We start from the raw sequence: 15984 nt of genomic DNA, 5'->3' as shown, positions 1-15984 counted from the left end.
TCCGGCTCCGTCCGATGGAACGACGGAAAGAAGGTAGCCATGTCCACCGCGACGACGTCGACGCGGTCGGCCCCGAGGCGACGCCGACGGAAGGACGACACGAAGCTGGCGCTGATGTTCATCGCGCCCGCCTCCGTCGGCCTCCTGGTGTTCCTCGTGTGGCCGCTGCTGACCGGCATCTACTACTCCTTCACGGAGTACACGACGCTGACCCCGCCCGAGTGGGTGGGGCTGGCGAACTACCAGCAGCTGCTGGCCGATCCGATCTTCTGGACCTCGCTGAAGGTGACGGTCCTGTACGTCCTCATCAACATCGGCGTGCAGACCGTGGTGGCGCTGGTGATCGCGGTGCTCATGCAGCGCCTGACCCAGTCGACCCTGCTGCGCTCGCTGGTGCTGGCCCCGTACCTGGTCTCCAATGTGGTCGCCGCGCTCGTGTTCCTGTGGATCCTGGACACCCAGCTGGGCATCTTCAACATCTTCCTGCAGTGGATCGGCTTCGACCCCGTCGCCTTCTGGGCCAACGAGACCTGGGTGATCCCGACGGTCGCCCTGGTCAACGTGTGGCGGCACATGGGCTACACGGCGCTGCTGCTGTTCGCCGGCCTGCAGTCCATCCCCGGGCACCTCTACGAGGCGGCGCGCACCGAGGGCGCCGGCGAGATCACGCAGTTCCGACGCATCACCCTGCCGCTGCTGCGACCGATCCTGGCGCTGGTGCTGATCATGACGATCATCGGCTCGTTCCAGGTGTTCGACACCGTCTCGGTGACCACGCAGGGCGGCCCGGCCGACGCCTCCCGGGTGCTGCAGATGTACATCTACCAGAACGCCTTCGCGGAGTACGAGTTCGGCTACGCCTCGGCCCTGTCCGTCGCCCTGCTGCTGATCCTCATGATCGTCACCTTCGCGCAGTACTGGATGAGCCGGGCCGGCCAATCGGACCTGGACTGACGGGAGAGGACACCATGACCACCACGACGCACCCCGTCACCGACACCTCGCAGCGGCCCGCCGTCCACAAGCCGCGCCGGCCCATCCCCTGGGGGAAGATCGCGGCCTGGACCGTGATGGTGATCTTCCTGTTCATCACCATGTTCCCCTTCTACTGGATGCTGCGCACCGCGCTGTCCAGCAACAACGCTCTGGGCACCGATCCGGGCAGTCTGCTGCCGGTGGGTCTGAACACCGGCGGCTTCGAGCGGGTCTTCGGCATGCAGGACGTGGAGACCGCGATCTCCCAGGGCGGCTCGGGCGCCTCCATCAACTTCTGGCGCTACCTGCTGAACTCCGTGATCGTGGCGACCTCGATCACCGTCGTGCAGACCTTCTCCTGCGCGATGGCGGCCTACGCGTTCTCGCGCCTGCACTGGAAGGGGCGCGACACGGTGTTCATGATCTTCCTGGGTTCGCTGATGATCCCGCAGATCTTCACCCTGCTGCCCAACTTCATCCTGATCAAGAACCTGCACCTGGTCGACACGCTGCTGGGCATCATGCTCCCGACCCTGTTCATCTCGTCCTTCGCGATCTTCTTCCTGCGACAGTTCTTCAACAACATCTCGCGCGAGGTGGAGGAGGCGGCGCTGATCGACGGCGCGAGCAAGGTGCGGGTGTTCTTCACCCTGGTCCTGCCGCTGTCCAGCGCCCCGCTGGCCACGCTCGCGCTGCTGACGTACATGACGGCGTGGAACGAGTACTTCTGGGCGCTGATGGTCTCGTACACCGACCAGTCCCGGGTGCTCACGGTGGCGCTGGGCGTCTTCCGCGCCCAGGCGCCGGGCACCGGTCCCGACTGGTCGGGTCTGATGGCCGCCACCCTGGTCGCGGCCGCGCCCATGCTGATCCTCTTCGCCCTGTTCGCGAAGAAGATCGTCAACTCCATCGGCTTCAGCGGGATCAAGTGAGGTGCCCCAGATGAACTCCCCGATCCAGCGAGCACACACCGCTCGCACCACCCCGTCCCCGCGCTCCGCGGGCGCCCTGTCCCGTCGTCGTCTCCTGCAGGGCTCCGCCGCCCTCGCCGCCGGGGTCGCCGGCACGGGGGCCCTGGCCGCCTGCGGCGGGACCTCCGCACCGGCCGGGGCGACCCAGATCGACTACTGGCTGTGGGACGCGAACCAGCTTCCCGCCTACTCCGCCGCCATCGACCTGTTCATGGAGAACAACCCCGACGTCTTCGTCCGCATCACCCAGCTGGGCTGGGAGGACTACTGGACCAAGCTGACGGCGAGCTTCGTGGCCGAAGCAGGCCCCGATGCCTTCGCCGACCATCTCGCGCGATATCCGCAGTTCCTCGAGCTGGGCGTGATCGCCCCGCTGGACGGGCTCGGCGAGCTCGACGCGATCCCGCCCGAACGATTCCAGGAGGGTCTGCAGGAGTTGTGGACCGGCCAGGACGGCAAGCGGTACGGGCTGCCCAAGGACTACGACACCATCGCGGTGCTGTACGACAAGGGGATGCTCGAGGAGGAGGGGCTGGCCCCCGAGGACCTCGAGGACCTGGACTGGAACCCCGAGGACGGCGGCAGCTTCGAGAAGATGCTCGCCCGGCTGAGCCTGGATGCGAACGGTGTCCGCGGCGACCAGGAGGGGTTCGACCCGAAGAACGTGGTCCGCTACGGCTTGGGGGCCGGCGCCGGCACCGACTACGTCGGCCAGACCAGCTGGTCGCCCTTCGCCCTGTCCACCGGCTGGACGTTCACCGACGCCGAGACCTGGGGAACGCATTTCAACTACGACGACGAGCGGTTCGCCGCCACCATGGACTGGTACTTCGGGCTGGTCGACAAGGGATTCTTCCCGCCGTTCGGCACCTTCGGCGATTCGAGCCCGGAGCAGGTCCAGCTGCAGTCCGGCAGCGCAGCCCTGGCGACGGCCGGGTCGTGGATGATCACGACGTACAACAACATGGAGGGCATGGACCTCGGCATCGCCCCGCTGCCGGCAGGGCCCGTCGGCCACCCGGTCTCGATGTTCAACGGACTCGGCGACTCGATCTCGGCCCAGTCGGGGAACAAGGAGGAGGCCGCCCGGCTGGTCGCCTTCCTCGCCACCGACGAGGCGCAGCAGCTGATCGGCGAGCGCGCCCCGTTCTTCCCCGCGACCGACGTGGGGACCCAGGCGGCGATCGATGCCTACGCCGCCGAAGGCCTGGACGTCACGCCTTTCACGGATCGGGTGGCGAACGGCGAGACCGGGCTGTATCCGCTGGTGGAGAACTCCGCCTCGATCATGACGATCATGCAGAGCGCCTTCGACCAGTGCTGGATGCGGCAGATCGACGGGGCGGACTTCGCCGCGTACAACGAACGGGTCAACGCCCTGTTCGAGTGACGGTTCGGCGGCGCAGCGTCGTGCGGGTCGGGGTCGGGGTCAGGTCCGAGAGGTGGTCGTCTCCTAGGATTCGACCCCGACGAATTCCTGGATCGCGATGACGGCGGCGCCGCGCGCCCACTCGTCGAAGTCCCCGCTGAGCACGCGCACGACGAGGCCCTGCTGGGCCTCGGAGATCGCGCCGCGCAGGGTGTCCTCGAAGAGGGGGCCGACGGCCCGCACCAGGTCGACGTTCTCCCCGCCGAGCACGATCGCGTCGGGGTCCACGGTCGCGACCAGTCCGGCCGCCGCGGCGGCGAGGGCCTGAGCGAGCTCCCGGGCCACCTCGAGCGCGTCCGGGTCCTGGTCGGCGAGCAGGCGCCGCAGCTCGTCCATGCCCTGGTCCGCCGCGAGCATCGAGGAGGCGTGGGCGCGGCGCAGGATCGAGTCCGTGCTGGCCACCTCCCGTACGGGCAGCGGCGTTCCGTCCGCCCGTCGGCCGATGGGGAGGCGACCGGTCAGGCCGGCGACGTGGTGCCGGCCCTCGATCAAGCGGCCGTCGATCACGGTTCCGGTCCCGATGCCGGCACCGACCGTGAGCACGGCGAAGGAGCGGTAGGACCGTCCGATCCCGAACCAGTGCAGGCCGTTGACCATGGCGACCAGGTCGTTCTCCACCACCACGGGCAGCAGCAGGCGCGTCTCGAGGGCGGTGGCGACGTCGAACTCCTGCTCCCACCCCAGCAGGTACGAGGAGAGCACCCGGCGCCGGTCGCCGACCGGCCCGCCGAGGCTCACGCCCACCCCGGCCAGGTGCGGATGCGCCGCGGCGAGCGCCTGGACGGGCGCGAGGACGGCCTCGATGACGGCCTCCGGCGCGGTGTCCTGGACGGGCAGCACCAGCTCCTCGAGGACGTTGCCGCGCACCGTGGTGACCACGGCGTGGATCTCGTCGGCCGTCACCTTCACGCCGATGAACCGCGGCCCGAGGTTCTCCTCGATGTCCAGCGGTTCGTGCGGGCGGCCCTTGGCGCGCACCACGGCTCCGAGCTGATGGAGGCGGCCGGCGTCCAGCAGGTCGCGGGTGACCCGGGTGACCGTCGGGGCCGACAGGCCCAGCCGCGAGGTGAGCTCGCTGCGGGAACGGGGGCCGAAGCGGAGCAGGTCGCGGTAGACGGCGCGCGCGCTGTCCCCGCCGAGGGCCGCCACGGTGCCCGCTCCAGCGGCCCGGTCCTCCTCGCTCCCCTGCATGGGACGAGCTTATCCGGCACGGACCGCTCCCCGTGCACGGTCCTCAGCACCGGGGCCACCTGCACCGGGGCCCGTCCACCCCGGGGGCCGTCCCCTGCGAAGCGCCCGTCGTGAGACTCCCTCGGCAGGGACGAGCAGAACCGATACCCTGGTCCTCCCCACCCGCCACCCTCATCGGATATGCCGAGCCTTCACGAGACCTCATCGACGTCGATGTCCACCGTCCCCTCCGACCGCGCCTGGTGGCAGGACCGCCTGGGCGCGATCCCCGATCCCGACGGCAGCTGGCGGCCGGGGGTGAGCCGCCCGCCGGAGCATCCCGGGGTGCGCGGCGAGATCCATCAGCTGCTGCTGACCAGCTACGGCACCGAACTGGTCGCCGAGTTCTTCCGGCCGACGTCGGTGCCGTCGACGGGCGTCGTGGTGGTGGTGCCCTCCTACGACACCCCAGGCCTGTTCGCCGAGTCGACCGAGCGCACCGAGCTGAGCGGTCAGGATCCCACCCTGGCAGCACACGGCCTCCAGCTCGCCGAGGTCGGGCACGCGGTCCTCGCGGTGCCGTGGTGGTTCGAGCAGGTCGCGACCGAGGACCCCTCCCTGTCCCACGCCCAGGACTTCGCGGAGCGCTACGGCCCCGCCGCCGAGCGTCACCGGCGCGAGCAGTCCGTGACACCGTTGGGCCGGAGCGTCGCCGACGTCATGCTCGCCGTCACCGCTCTGGAGGGCTCCGGACTCGCCGACGGCGCCCGACTGGCCGCCTTCGGACACGCCCTGGGCGGCAAGCTCACGCTGCACCTGGCGGCGCTCGATCCGCGCATCGAGGTCGCCGCCGTGCACGAGGCAGGGATCGGCTTCGATCAGCCGAACTGGGGCGCCCCCTGGTACCTCGACGGCGACGTGCCCCGGGACCATGACCAGGACGAGCTGCTCGCCCTGATCGCCCCGCGCCCCTTCCTGGTCTCCGGCGGCGGGGACCGCGACGGCGAGCACAACCTGGAGCTGATCCGCGAGGCCCGTCGGCACTGGCCCGACGAGCAGGGGCTCGACCTGCTGCTGCACGACAGCGGGCATGCGCTGCCGCGCTCCGTGATGGCCGGGATCCGGGAGTGGCTGCGCGAACAGACCAGCTGAGCCCGCACCCGGGCGGCCCGTCGGCCGTCACCTCGCCCGCCCGTCAGCCGCCACCCCGCCCACCCGTCAGGCCGAGACCTGCGTTGACGGGGCCACCGGGCACCTTGGCACCGTTTCCGCAGAACTCAGCCCGGTCGCCCGGCCGACGACACCGGGGCAGCTGTCGGTGGTCGCTGCCGGAGGAACAGCCCACCCCGGGAACAGGCCCGCCCTCGGAACAGGCCCGCCTCGGTGGAACAGGCCCACCCCGGGAACAGCCCCGCCCCGGGAATGGGCTCGCCGCGGTGGAACAGCCCCGCCCGATCTGCCATGCTTCTTCCCAGACCACCCGGCCCGCACCGCGCGGCACCGGGAGATTCCACGACACGCAGCAGGGGAGCCCATGAGCGAGACGCCGGCGGACGCCGCGACCGACGAGCAGGCCACGATCTACACCGCCTACGAGATCGACTTCATGCTGTCCCTGCGCCCCACCGACAACGGGGCGATCACGCGCGAGCAGATCGGCCTGCGTCGCGCCCCGGAGGCTGCCCAGGAGTTCGTCACCGCAGCGGTCACCTCGGGCCTGCGGGCTCGCGGCAAGGTCGAGCGCTCGCAGGACGGCCAGTGGCTGCTCGGCGAGGAGGGGCAGGTCATCGCCACCGCGCTGACCGCCGCGGATCGCTGGCTCGGCATCGCGCTGGCCGAGGGCGAGGCGATGCGGATGGCCTTCGTGATCAAGGCGAACGAAGCGATCCTGATGCTCACCCAGGACGAACTGGACTCCTTCGTGGTCTCGGCGCTGCCGGACCCCTCGCACGTGCCCGCCTCGGTCAGCGACATCGTCACCGCCTTCCTCGAGGAGCAGCGCGGACGCACCGTCTCGCTGCGCCGCCGGGACGTCGGCGACGACGGCGAGGAGGTGCCGCTGATGTTCCATGTCGAGGAGGACGGCGCCTGGAAGCTCGGGCACCTGCCGCTGGACGAGGACGGCATCCTCAGCGTCTCCGACCTGGTCCGCGAGGACGTCACGGAGGCGGTCCGAGGGCTGTGGGAGGACGGCGCCGCCACGGCTCCGTCGGCGACCGGGGCCTGATCCGCCGAGCCCTGCCTCTCCGGGCCCGCCCTGCCGAGGGCTCGAACGGCCGAGGGCTCGACCGCCGACCCCGGATCCCCGACCGTCAGACGGGTCGGGCCACCGCTTTCCGACGGCGGTGCAGCTCGATGCGCAGCGCACGGATGTCCTGGCCGGAGGGCTCGGAGTAGGTCCAGATGTGGCGGTCGAACGCCGGCATCACCACCCGGGATCCATCGTCCAGGCGCAGCGCCGCGGTCAGCCAATGCACCGGATGGACCACCCTCGACTCAATGGCCAGGATCCGATGCCAGGGCACCGTGCGGGAGCGGACGACGCCGACCACGTGCAAACCGTCCTCGGAGATGTCCACGCGCGACCTCGCACTTCCCAGCGCGACCAGGCCGAAGCGGACCCCCAGCAGGCCGATCAGCACCATGGAGGCCCCCAGCAGCAGCATGACCAGCAGCAGAGCGATGCCCGGCGCGTGGCCGTCCTCGACGGTCAGCCCCAGGGCCACCAGGACCACTGCCAGCACGAGCGCAGCGCCCAGCCCCAGCGCACAGACCACGGCCCGCAGCGCCGTGTCCCGGATGGCAGCACGGGGCAGGAGCGTGCGGACACCCCGTGCCCGAGCGCCGGAACGCGGAGACGAGATGCGACCGAGGTTCGAGACCATGCGCTCGATGGTCGCGGTGCTGCGCGAGTAGTCGGGCAGGGCGGTGCGCGGCCCGGTCCGGGGCCCGAGCTGCCGGGGAATGGTCATGAGCCCAGGCTAATGCGAGTTCCAGGAGCCCGCGATGGGGCGAACTGCCCATGCGGAACCATGCCTCACGCCCCGGCGTGAGCGGCGCACCGGGCCCCGGCGACGACTGTGCGCACCGCCGATGCGGCGCGGCCCCGGCGATGCGTAGAGTTCCGGTCATGGCCCCTTCCGGATCCTCTCCCCGCTTCCGTCGCCCGGCGTCGCTGTTCCCCGCCACCGCGGAGGCGATCCCCGGCGAACCGGACCCGTCGACCTCGACGGACCTGGCCCACGACTCGGCCCAGGCCCTGCTGGACGGTGTGTTCCACAGCTCGGATCCCGAGGTCGTCGATCGGGTGCTGCGCCTGGCGGCCGAGGACGGGCTCTCGGACCTCGCCGCCCTGTGGTCCGGCTCCCCCGCGACCACGCTGCCCGGCGCGCTGTGGCGGCTGTACGTGCTGCACACCTGGGTCCTCAGCAGCGGGGACGACGTCGTCCACCGCTACCGCGCCGGCTCGCACACCATCCCGGGCCTGCGCTATCTCTCGGGGTTCGCGGAACCGCCCGACGTCCGACAGGTGCAGCGCACCATGGACGACATCCTGCGCGGCGCCTTCACCGGCGATCTCGGCCTCGCCCTGACCCGGGCCGGGGCGGTGGCCACGATCGTGGCCCACGGCACCGCCCAACTGGCCGACGAGGACCGCAACGGCGACCGCACCCGCCAGGCGGAACGTCTGCTGAGCACCGGGGAGGAGCTCACCGCCGCCGCCCGGCACGCAGAGGCCGGGACCCTCGGCTGAGGACCGCCGCCTCGGCCGAGGGCGATCCGGTCGGGGCCGCGACCGACGTATTCCCGGATCGGGCCCGTGGTGGCACTTCCCATGCCGTCCCGTCGCACGGGTGGAACCGGCCCCGCCCCGTGCCCTACGATGATCGGGCGCCGGGCCGCGGTTGCCCCGGGCTCCAACATTTGCCGCTTCGAGCGGCCTTCGCGCCGACAGGCGCATCCCGGTCCGGCGCTCCAAGCTTCACGAGACGGCCGCTCCTCGCTCACCCGGGGACGACGGCGCCGGGTACTGCGCCCTCGGGCGTGAGGAGGGGGACCTGAGGTGGTGCAGCTCTTCCCCCGCCGCGTCGAACGCCCGATGAACGACCTGTTCGGCGAGCTCGCCGAAGTCCTGGTCCAGGCCACCGACACCCACTCCAAGCTGCTCGGCCACGGCTACCGCGAGCGCACCCGCATCGCCCCGAAGCTGCACGAGCAGTCGACCCGGGCAGAGGAGCTCAGCCGACGGATCTCCCAGCGCCTCGCGCAGTCCCTGATCACGCCGTACGAGGCGGAGCTGCTCTACGACCTGGCCCTGACGATCGCCGACGCCGTCGACTCCATGGAGAACACGGCCGAGCTGCTGGTCCTCTCGCGCGTCGGCGCCCTGCCCACCCCGCTGCTCGAGGCGGCCAAGGGCATCGAGCGCTCCGCCGAGCTGACCGTGGCGGCCAGCTGGACGCTGCACCGGGTGCGGGACCTGGGCGACTACTACCCCCAGATCCGCAAGCTCACGCGTCAGGGCGAGCGGCTGGTCCGCCAGAGCCTCGCCGAGCTCTACGGACGCGGCGGCGCCACCACCGAACTGCTGCCCCTGCATGACATCACCGCATCCATCGGCCGCACCGTCGCCCTGCAGGAGAGCATCGCCCGGATCGCGGACCTGCTGCGCGTCAAGGACGCCTGAGTGACGCCCGGACTGCTCGTCGTGGTCGTCGTCCTGGCGCTGGTGATGGCGTTCTACAACGGCTTCCACGACGCCTCCAACGCGGTCTCCACCACCATCACCACCCGGTCCCTGCGGGAATCGACGGCCCTGGGGATGGCCGCGATCCTCAACCTGCTCGGCGCGCTGCTGGGCATGCTTCTGCTGTCCGTGACCGCCGAGTGGGCGCTCGCACTGCTGGGGCTGCGCCGCCTGGCGGAGAGCACCGCCGGCGCACCGGACGTGCTCGGCGCGGGGTTGATCGCGATCATGCTGGCCACCCTGGCCTGGGAGGTGCTGACGTGGTGGATCGGCATGCCGTCCTCGACCTGGCACTCCTTCTTCGGCGGCGCCCTCGGAGCCTCGCTGGCGATCGGCGCGGCAGCCGCCTGGAACCATCTGGTGGAGATCCTGGTCGCCTCGCTCGTCGGCCCGCTGATCGCCGTGGTCCTGGCATACGTCGTGATGCAGGGCCTGCTGGCGCTGGCCCGCAACGAGCGCCTGGGCGTGGCCCACATCCGCTTCGCCCAGACCGTCTCCGCCGGTGCGGTCGCCACCGGGCACGGGCTCAGCGACGCCCGCCTCCCCCTGGCCGTCATCGTCGTGGCGACCTCCGTCTCGGGCCTGTCGGCCGGCTCCTCCCTGACGGTGATGTCGGCGGTGGCCGTCGCCGTGGCCGCGGGCACCCTGCTGGGCGGGCACCGGATCATCCGCACGATCGGCCGTCGCCTCACGGATCTCTCGGCCGCCCAGGGTCTGGCCGCGGAGTCCTCCGCGGTGATCTCGATGTCCGTCGCGCTGTTCGGCCTGGACTCCCCCGTGTCCTCCTCGCACGGCCTCGCCTCGAGCGTGGTCGGCGCCGGCGTCGCCATGGGGCCGCGGCATGTGCGCTGGCCGGTGGCGCGCACGATGGTCCTGACCTGGCTCGCGACGCCGATCGCGACCGCCGTGCTCGGAGCCGCTCTGGCCGGATTGATGCTCGAGGTCGCCGCAGGGTGATCCCCCGCACGAGGGCAGGTTCCCGTCACCGGGCGGCCCGACCGACGTCGCGCCGGCCGCTCACCCTCGTCTCACGCCCGCGCCCCGCCCTGCTCCGACGGCTATCCTGGGCCAGCCCGATCGCGAAGGAGAGCTGATGTCCGACGGCGAGTCCACGACGCCCGCCCCGAGGAAGCGCCCCACCTACGGGCTTCCCGGCCCCACGACGCCGCAGCCGGGCGGCCCGTCGGCCTCCCCGTACGGATCCCCCGCGCCGCACGGAGCGCCGGCTCCGTACGGATCTCCCGAGGCCCCGGGCGCGTCCTTCGGTCAGCACACCCATGCCCACGACGCCAACGCGTCCGCGGACCCGTCCGGCGCCTACGCCCCCGCCACCGGCCCGCTCCCGCCGCAGCCGGGCGGGCCCGCCGCACCGCGTCGGCGACGGGGCCTGTGGCCGCTGCTGATCGGACTGGCCCTGCTGCTGATCATCGCTCCCGCCGCGACCGTCGGCGGCCTGGTGTGGGCCTTCGGCTCCCTGGTCGACGACGCCTCCTCCGGCCCCACCGTGATCGAGGGCGGCACCGGCCAGCACGAGATGAGCGCCAACGAGATGCTGATCCTGTACGTGCCCGCCGAGGACGCGGCCGAGGCGGAATGCACGGCGGAGGGCAGCTCGTCCGGGTCGATCACCGAGGTGCCGACCTCCGGATCGGTCACCTTCGGCGACGGGACGCAGTACGAGCAGGTGATGGGCGTGGCCGCCAGCGCGGACACCACGGTGTCGATCTCGTGCACCGGCACCGACGCCCCCGCATTCCTGGGGCCCTACAGCCTGTTGAGCGTCGCCGCACCCATGCTGATCGGGCCGGTCATCGGGATCGTGGCCGGCCTGGTCGGGCTGGTGCTCATCGTGGTCGGCATCCTGCTCCTGGTGCGCAGCCGACGGTCCTGAACGGCCGCGTCCGGTCCGGTCGACGGCGTCTCAGAGAACGACCGCGCCTGCCACCCGGGAGAGCTCCCTGTCTTAGAGTGGCGGCATCAACCGCCCCGAGGATGGAGTGATGACCATGCACCCCCGCGCAGGCCAGAAGGCTCTTCCGGAGGATCTCGTCGACATCGACGCCCTCCTCGACTCCTATTACGACCTCCATCCGGATCCCGCCGACCCCGATCAGGCCGTCGCCTTCGGAACCTCGGGGCACCGCGGCTCGTCGCTGGACACCGCATTCACCGAGGACCACATCGCCGCGACCACTCAGGCGATCGTGGAGTACCGCGCCGGCCAGGGGATCCGCGGACCGCTGTTCATCGGGCGGGACACCCATGCGCTCTCGCGTCCGGCCTTCGACACCGCGCTCGAGGTGCTGGTCGGCAACGACGTCGCGGTCCAGGTGGACTCGCTGGACGGGTACACGCCCACCCCGGCGATCTCCCACGCGATCCTCGTGCACAACCGCGGCAGGTCCGCCTCCGATCCCTCGCGGGCCGACGGCATCGTCGTCACCCCGAGCCACAATCCGCCGCGCGACGGAGGGTTCAAGTACAACCCCCCGCACGGCGGCCCGGCGGATGCGGATGCGACCGCCTGGATCGCCGACCGCGCCAATGAGCTGCTGGCCGCCGGGCTGCGGGGCGTGCGCCGCCACGGCCGCCAGAAGGCGCTGCAGGACGCGGGACGCTACGACTTCCTGCACACCTATGTCCAGGATCTGTCGGGCGTGGTGGACCTCGACGCGATCCGCCGCTCGGGGATCCGCATCGGCGCCGATCCGCTGGGCGGCGCGGCCGTGGACTACTGGGCCGAGATCGGCGAGATGCACGACCTGGACCTGTCCGTGGTCAATCCCGAGGTGGATCCGCAGTGGTCGTTCATGACCCTGGACCGCGACGGGAAGATCCGCATGGACTGCTCGAGCCCGTGGGCGATGGCCTCTCTGCTCGAGAAGCGCTCCGAGTTCGACATCGCGACCGGCAACGACGCGGATGCCGATCGGCACGGCATCGTCACGCCCGACGCCGGGTTGATGAACCCCAACCACTTCCTCGCCACCGCGATCCAGTACCTGTTCGCCCACCGCCCCGACTGGCCGGCCGACGCGAAGGTCGGCAAGACGGTCGTCTCCTCGAGCCTCATCGACCAGGTCGTCGGCTCCCTGGGACGGGAGCTGTACGAGGTCCCGGTCGGCTTCAAGTGGTTCGTCCCCGGCCTGATCGACTCCTCCGTCGGCTTCGGCGGCGAGGAGAGCGCGGGAGCCTCGTTCCTGCGCCGCGACGGCTCGGTGTGGACCACCGACAAGGACGGCATCATCATGGCGCTGCTGGCCTCCGAGATGCTCGCGGTCACCGGTCGCTCCCCCAGCGCCCTGCACGCGGAGCTGGTCGAGGAGTTCGGTGAGAGCGCCTACGCGCGCATCGACGCCCCGGCCGACCGGGAGCAGAAGGCGAAGCTCAAGGCCCTCAGCCCCCGCCAGGTCACCGCGACCGAGCTGGCGGGCGAGCCGATCGTCTCGGCGATCACCGAGGCCCCCTCGGGCGGCGCGATCGGCGGGCTGAAGGTCGCCACGGAGTCGGCCTGGTTCGCCGCCCGCCCCTCCGGCACCGAGGACGTCTACAAGATCTACGCGGAGTCCTTCCGTGGGCCGGAGCACCTGGCAGAGGTTCAGAAGGCGGCCAAGGAGCTCGTGGACGGAGCTCTCGCGGACTGAGCCCCGGGGCGGCCCGCCGGATCCGTTCTCGACGCGGTCAGGGCGTGTCTCCCGTGACCTCTCGGTGGCTTTCGAGGGCATTCCGCCCGTCCTCCCCACCACCGTCCATCCGTCCATCCGACGAGGCATCGTCCCCCGCTCACGCTGTGTGACCAGGTCAATAGTCAAGGAATCGTCAAGCCTGCCCCAAGATCTCGTCCTTCACGCGGGCGTGGCACCGTCCACACCCCCCTTGCGCGCCTCCCCCGGTTGCCTGGACCATGACAGCGGAAGGTAAAGGGACAGTAGGGTAATATGCTCCGCCGGACCCACCAGAGATGACACCGACCGCTGCCGACCGGCATGCGACATGGAAAGGGGGGACCGCGCCTATGCGCCTGCGTGCACGCCTGTGTGCTTATTCCGCAGCTGTCGCTGTCGCGCTCCCTCTCACCGCAGCGCCGGCCCTGGCGGCATCGGAAGAGTCCACAAGAACGGCATCGGAGGAGTGCGAGGGCGCTGTCGCCGAGACCGTGGCGGAGACGACACGGGACGTCGGGGATGCGGTGTCCAGCGATGAGGTCCCTGCGGTCGACGAGTTGACGACCGATCAGGGCGTCGTCCCCGGTGATTCGAAGAGCAACCCCGACCCGGCGAACGACGCATCGCAAGCGGACGGGGACGGGACGGCGGACGATTCGTCGGAGGCCGAGGACACGAACAGCTCTGATTCCGACGCCGAGGGGACACCCGGGGCGGGCGATCGGTCGGGTCAGGACGGCGCGGCGAGCACGGAGGACGACTCGGGAGCCCAGGACGGTGAGCCCGCCGCACCCGCAGAGAGCGACCCCGTCGGCGACCGGCCCCCCTCGACCGGCGGAGACACGTCCGGCGACGCCGAGGAATCGGACGGCGACCCCGAGGTCGAGCCCGCCCCCGACCAGGGCGGCGGAGGCGGAGACACCTCAGAGGGGACCGTCGACGGAGAAGTCGACGGAACACAGACCCCGAGCACGCCACAAAGCACCCCGTCTGCATCGACGTCGCCCGCAGAGACGCCGACATCGGACGAAGAGTCGGGCGACGTGACGTCGACGCCGTCCGAGGACGCGGACGGTGCCTCGGACTCGACCACGCCGGACAAGACCCCGACGTCGCCCGCAGAGACCCCGACGTCGGACGAAGAGTCGGACCAAGAGACCTCGACACCGCCCGCAGAGACCCCGACCTCGGACGAAGAGTCGGACCAAGAGACCTCGACGCCACCCGAGGAGACGGACGGTTCCTCGGACTCGACCTCGCCGGACAAGACCCCGACCGAGGACCCCACCTCGGAGGACGAGACCGAGAAGGCGGGCCCAACGATCGGAGCCAGCCAGTCCGCCGAGGCCGAGCAGGAGATCGAGACGGAGACTCTCGCGCCCGAGCCGCCGTCCGAGCCAACCGAGGACCCCTCCCCGGAGCAGCCCGAGCCCGCCACCGAGGAGGAGCCGGTCGAGGCACCGACCCCCGAGGAGGATCCGACCGATCCCCCGCGGGAGCCGGAGGCGACAGAGGAAGCGCAGGAGACCGAGAACGAATCCTCCGAGACCGATGCGGCGGCTGCCGCCGACGACGGGGACACCCCGGCGGCCGCGCCTGCCCCCGAGCCGATCGCAGCTCAGCAACAGGGCGGGCCGATCGTCAAGCTGCTGAGCACGATCTCCTCGCAGGATTCGGACTCCGCCTTCGGCCGGGTGCGGAGCGTCCTCGTGATCGCCCTCGGGATCGGCTTCCTGACCACTGCCGGCTTCGTCGGCGCCACCTGGCACAGCCGACGGGCCGCGGGACTGGGCTCCTCGAAGGACACCGGCCGCTGAACCCGCCGCAGCACCCCGGCGAACGCTGCGTGCTATCGGGCGCTGAGCACGTCCTGCACGTGCGCCACGAGCGCCGGCAGGCTCCGCTGCATCTGCACGACCGTGCGATCGAAGGCTGATTGGCCCTCGTACCACGGATCGTCGACGGCGATGTCCGTCTCGGGCATCTCGGCCGACGCCGCCGGATCGAACCGCCGCCACATGATGATCTCGGGCGGCGTCCGCCCCTGTGGCACCTGGTCCGCCATGCGGCGCAGCGCCTGAGCCTGCTCGACGGTCATCGGCAGCACCACGTCCCAGGTGAGCAGCTCGGTCAGATGGATCGTCCGGGCGGTGTGCTCGAACGGCCGCACGTATCCGGCCCGCACCAGGGACAGCTCCGTGCGCTCGTCCATCGGCATCCCCTCGGCCTCCCAGCTGGTGCCCGCCGAGCCCACCTCGACCCTGTCGGCGAGACCCGCGCCGCGCACGGCCTCTCGCAGCATCACGGCGGCGGCCGGGGAACGGCACACGTTGCCGGTGCAGACTGTCAGGATGCGCAGGGACGACATGTGCCCATTGTGTCAACGATGGGGGCGGGGCGAGCATCGAACCGCCATCCCCATTAGACTGCCGGTGTCAGCGCATGCGAGGCCGCGTGTCCGCGCGCACAATCGCCAGGACGTGGTCGCCCGGGAATGATCGCCCGTGACCACGCCACGACGGCTCAGGAGGACAGCCATGGCCGAAATCATCCGTGCCCAGGACGACGACTGGTCGCTCGTGCGCGAGATCCGTCTCCGCTCTCTCAGCACCGATCCCAAGGCCTTCGGCCAGAGCTGGGAGAAGGAATCCACCTACGAGGAGAAGGTCTGGAAGAAGCGCGTCCGCGAGGCCGCCTGGTTCCTGGCCGTCGAGGCCGGGCAGCCGGTGGCCGTCGTCGCCGTGCGCCACGAGGCCGACTCCCCCGCCAACGAGCGAGAGCTCCAGGCGATGTGGGTGCTGCCGAGCGCACGGAAGGCCCGTCTCGGCCAGCGCCTGGCCGAAGCGGTCCTCGACTGGTCGCGGGAAGACGGCGCCGACACGGTCACGCTCTACGTCGGCCCCACCAACACGGCCGCCCGCGCCGCCTACGAGAGCCTCGGCTTCGCCGACACCGGAGAGCGCTGGGAGGTCGTCGAGGACGATCCCGACGGCGCCTGGCTGAAGATGTCCCGAGGCCTCTGAGGCC

At 71.1% G+C, this 15984-nt stretch carries 15 protein-coding genes; 12 read left to right on the top strand and 3 right to left on the bottom strand.

Annotated elements, in window-relative coordinates; all coding sequences use genetic code 11:
* Nucleotides 1–39: 39 nt before the first annotated feature.
* Genes BH708_RS17725 through BH708_RS17715 form a run of 3 tightly spaced genes read left to right on the top strand, consistent with a single transcriptional unit; the run spans nt 40 to nt 3336 of the window.
* Nucleotides 40–954, top strand: coding sequence for a carbohydrate ABC transporter permease (locus BH708_RS17725; protein WP_076810297.1), 915 nt, complete (start codon nt 40–42; stop codon nt 952–954).
* Between the two features lie 14 nt (nt 955–968).
* On the top strand, nt 969–1907 hold the full coding sequence (locus BH708_RS17720) for a carbohydrate ABC transporter permease (RefSeq protein ID WP_076810296.1): 939 nt from the start codon (nt 969–971) through the stop codon (nt 1905–1907).
* A gap of 10 nt (nt 1908–1917) precedes the next feature.
* Nucleotides 1918–3336, top strand: coding sequence for an ABC transporter substrate-binding protein (locus BH708_RS17715; RefSeq protein WP_083713770.1), 1419 nt, complete (start codon nt 1918–1920; stop codon nt 3334–3336).
* A gap of 63 nt (nt 3337–3399) precedes the next feature.
* Here the strand turns inward: BH708_RS17715 and BH708_RS17710 are convergent, their stop codons facing one another.
* Complete coding sequence (locus tag BH708_RS17710; protein WP_076810295.1) at nt 3400–4566, bottom strand: ROK family transcriptional regulator; 1167 nt, start codon at nt 4564–4566, stop codon at nt 3400–3402.
* A 213-nt stretch (nt 4567–4779) separates the two neighbouring features.
* On the opposite strand from BH708_RS17710, the gene BH708_RS17705 reads away from it, so the two are divergent.
* Both BH708_RS17705 and BH708_RS17700 read left to right on the top strand, forming a co-directional pair.
* Nucleotides 4780–5697 (top strand): hypothetical protein, encoded by a 918-nt coding sequence (locus BH708_RS17705; RefSeq protein WP_076810294.1) that lies wholly within the window; start codon nt 4780–4782, stop codon nt 5695–5697.
* A gap of 382 nt (nt 5698–6079) precedes the next feature.
* A complete protein-coding gene (locus tag BH708_RS17700; protein WP_076810293.1) occupies nt 6080–6772 on the top strand; it encodes a hypothetical protein in 693 nt (230 codons plus the stop codon).
* 85 nt (nt 6773–6857) lie between these two features.
* Here BH708_RS17700 and BH708_RS17695 read toward each other — a convergent pair whose 3' ends face one another.
* Nucleotides 6858–7517: a PH domain-containing protein gene (locus tag BH708_RS17695; protein ID WP_076810292.1), complete on the bottom strand. Its 660-nt coding sequence runs from the start codon at nt 7515–7517 to the stop codon at nt 6858–6860.
* 158 nt (nt 7518–7675) lie between these two features.
* On the opposite strand from BH708_RS17695, the gene BH708_RS17690 reads away from it, so the two are divergent.
* From BH708_RS17690 to BH708_RS17665, 6 genes are all read left to right on the top strand, one after another.
* The gene (locus BH708_RS17690) at nt 7676–8299 is read left to right on the top strand and encodes a hypothetical protein (RefSeq protein ID WP_083713768.1); all 624 of its coding nucleotides are present in this window, start codon (nt 7676–7678) and stop codon (nt 8297–8299) included.
* 312 nt (nt 8300–8611) lie between these two features.
* On the top strand, nt 8612–9232 hold the full coding sequence (locus BH708_RS17685; RefSeq protein WP_253705389.1) for a DUF47 family protein: 621 nt from the start codon (nt 8612–8614) through the stop codon (nt 9230–9232).
* Nucleotides 9233–10249 carry an inorganic phosphate transporter gene (locus BH708_RS17680; protein ID WP_076810290.1) on the top strand — a complete coding sequence of 339 codons (1017 nt, stop codon included), beginning with the start codon at nt 9233–9235 and terminating at the stop codon, nt 10247–10249.
* 136 nt (nt 10250–10385) lie between these two features.
* Nucleotides 10386–11183, top strand: coding sequence for a hypothetical protein (locus BH708_RS17675; protein ID WP_076810289.1), 798 nt, complete (start codon nt 10386–10388; stop codon nt 11181–11183).
* Nucleotides 11184–11298: 115 nt separating this feature from the next.
* Complete coding sequence (gene pgm, locus BH708_RS17670; RefSeq protein WP_076811562.1) at nt 11299–12936, top strand: phosphoglucomutase (alpha-D-glucose-1,6-bisphosphate-dependent); 1638 nt, start codon at nt 11299–11301, stop codon at nt 12934–12936.
* Between the two features lie 317 nt (nt 12937–13253).
* Nucleotides 13254–14774 carry a hypothetical protein gene (locus tag BH708_RS17665; RefSeq protein ID WP_157236042.1) on the top strand — a complete coding sequence of 507 codons (1521 nt, stop codon included), beginning with the start codon at nt 13254–13256 and terminating at the stop codon, nt 14772–14774.
* A 32-nt stretch (nt 14775–14806) separates the two neighbouring features.
* On the opposite strand, the gene BH708_RS17660 is transcribed toward BH708_RS17665, so the two are convergent.
* Nucleotides 14807–15325: a protein tyrosine phosphatase gene (locus tag BH708_RS17660; RefSeq protein ID WP_076810287.1), complete on the bottom strand. Its 519-nt coding sequence runs from the start codon at nt 15323–15325 to the stop codon at nt 14807–14809.
* A gap of 169 nt (nt 15326–15494) precedes the next feature.
* Here BH708_RS17660 and BH708_RS17655 point away from each other — a divergent pair, with 169 nt between their 5' ends.
* Nucleotides 15495–15980 carry a GNAT family N-acetyltransferase gene (locus BH708_RS17655; protein WP_076810286.1) on the top strand — a complete coding sequence of 162 codons (486 nt, stop codon included), beginning with the start codon at nt 15495–15497 and terminating at the stop codon, nt 15978–15980.
* Nucleotides 15981–15984: the final 4 nt, after the last annotated feature.

The sequence above is a fragment of the Brachybacterium sp. P6-10-X1 genome (assembly GCF_001969445.1).
Taxonomy (GTDB): Bacteria; Actinomycetota; Actinomycetes; order Actinomycetales; family Dermabacteraceae; genus Brachybacterium.
The sequence above is the reverse complement of the archived record's forward strand: the minus strand, read 5'-3'. Positions and strand labels throughout refer to the sequence as shown.

Bases quoted from the DNA above. Each gene is read 5' to 3' on its own strand.
- BH708_RS17725 (WP_076810297.1), top strand. From the start codon at position 40: ATGTCCACCGCGACGACGTCGACGCGGTCGGCCCCGAGGCGACGCCGA.
- BH708_RS17720 (WP_076810296.1), top strand. From the start codon at position 969: ATGACCACCACGACGCACCCCGTCACCGACACCTCGCAGCGGCCCGCC.
- BH708_RS17715 (WP_083713770.1), top strand. From the start codon at position 1,918: ATGAACTCCCCGATCCAGCGAGCACACACCGCTCGCACCACCCCGTCC.
- BH708_RS17710 (WP_076810295.1), bottom strand. From the start codon at position 4,566: ATGCAGGGGAGCGAGGAGGACCGGGCCGCTGGAGCGGGCACCGTGGCG.
- BH708_RS17705 (WP_076810294.1), top strand. From the start codon at position 4,780: ATGTCCACCGTCCCCTCCGACCGCGCCTGGTGGCAGGACCGCCTGGGC.
- BH708_RS17700 (WP_076810293.1), top strand. From the start codon at position 6,080: ATGAGCGAGACGCCGGCGGACGCCGCGACCGACGAGCAGGCCACGATC.
- BH708_RS17695 (WP_076810292.1), bottom strand. From the start codon at position 7,517: ATGACCATTCCCCGGCAGCTCGGGCCCCGGACCGGGCCGCGCACCGCC.
- BH708_RS17690 (WP_083713768.1), top strand. From the start codon at position 7,676: ATGGCCCCTTCCGGATCCTCTCCCCGCTTCCGTCGCCCGGCGTCGCTG.
- BH708_RS17675 (WP_076810289.1), top strand. From the start codon at position 10,386: ATGTCCGACGGCGAGTCCACGACGCCCGCCCCGAGGAAGCGCCCCACC.
- pgm (WP_076811562.1), top strand. From the start codon at position 11,299: ATGCACCCCCGCGCAGGCCAGAAGGCTCTTCCGGAGGATCTCGTCGAC.
- BH708_RS17665 (WP_157236042.1), top strand. From the start codon at position 13,254: ATGACACCGACCGCTGCCGACCGGCATGCGACATGGAAAGGGGGGACC.
- BH708_RS17660 (WP_076810287.1), bottom strand. From the start codon at position 15,325: ATGTCGTCCCTGCGCATCCTGACAGTCTGCACCGGCAACGTGTGCCGT.
- BH708_RS17655 (WP_076810286.1), top strand. From the start codon at position 15,495: ATGGCCGAAATCATCCGTGCCCAGGACGACGACTGGTCGCTCGTGCGC.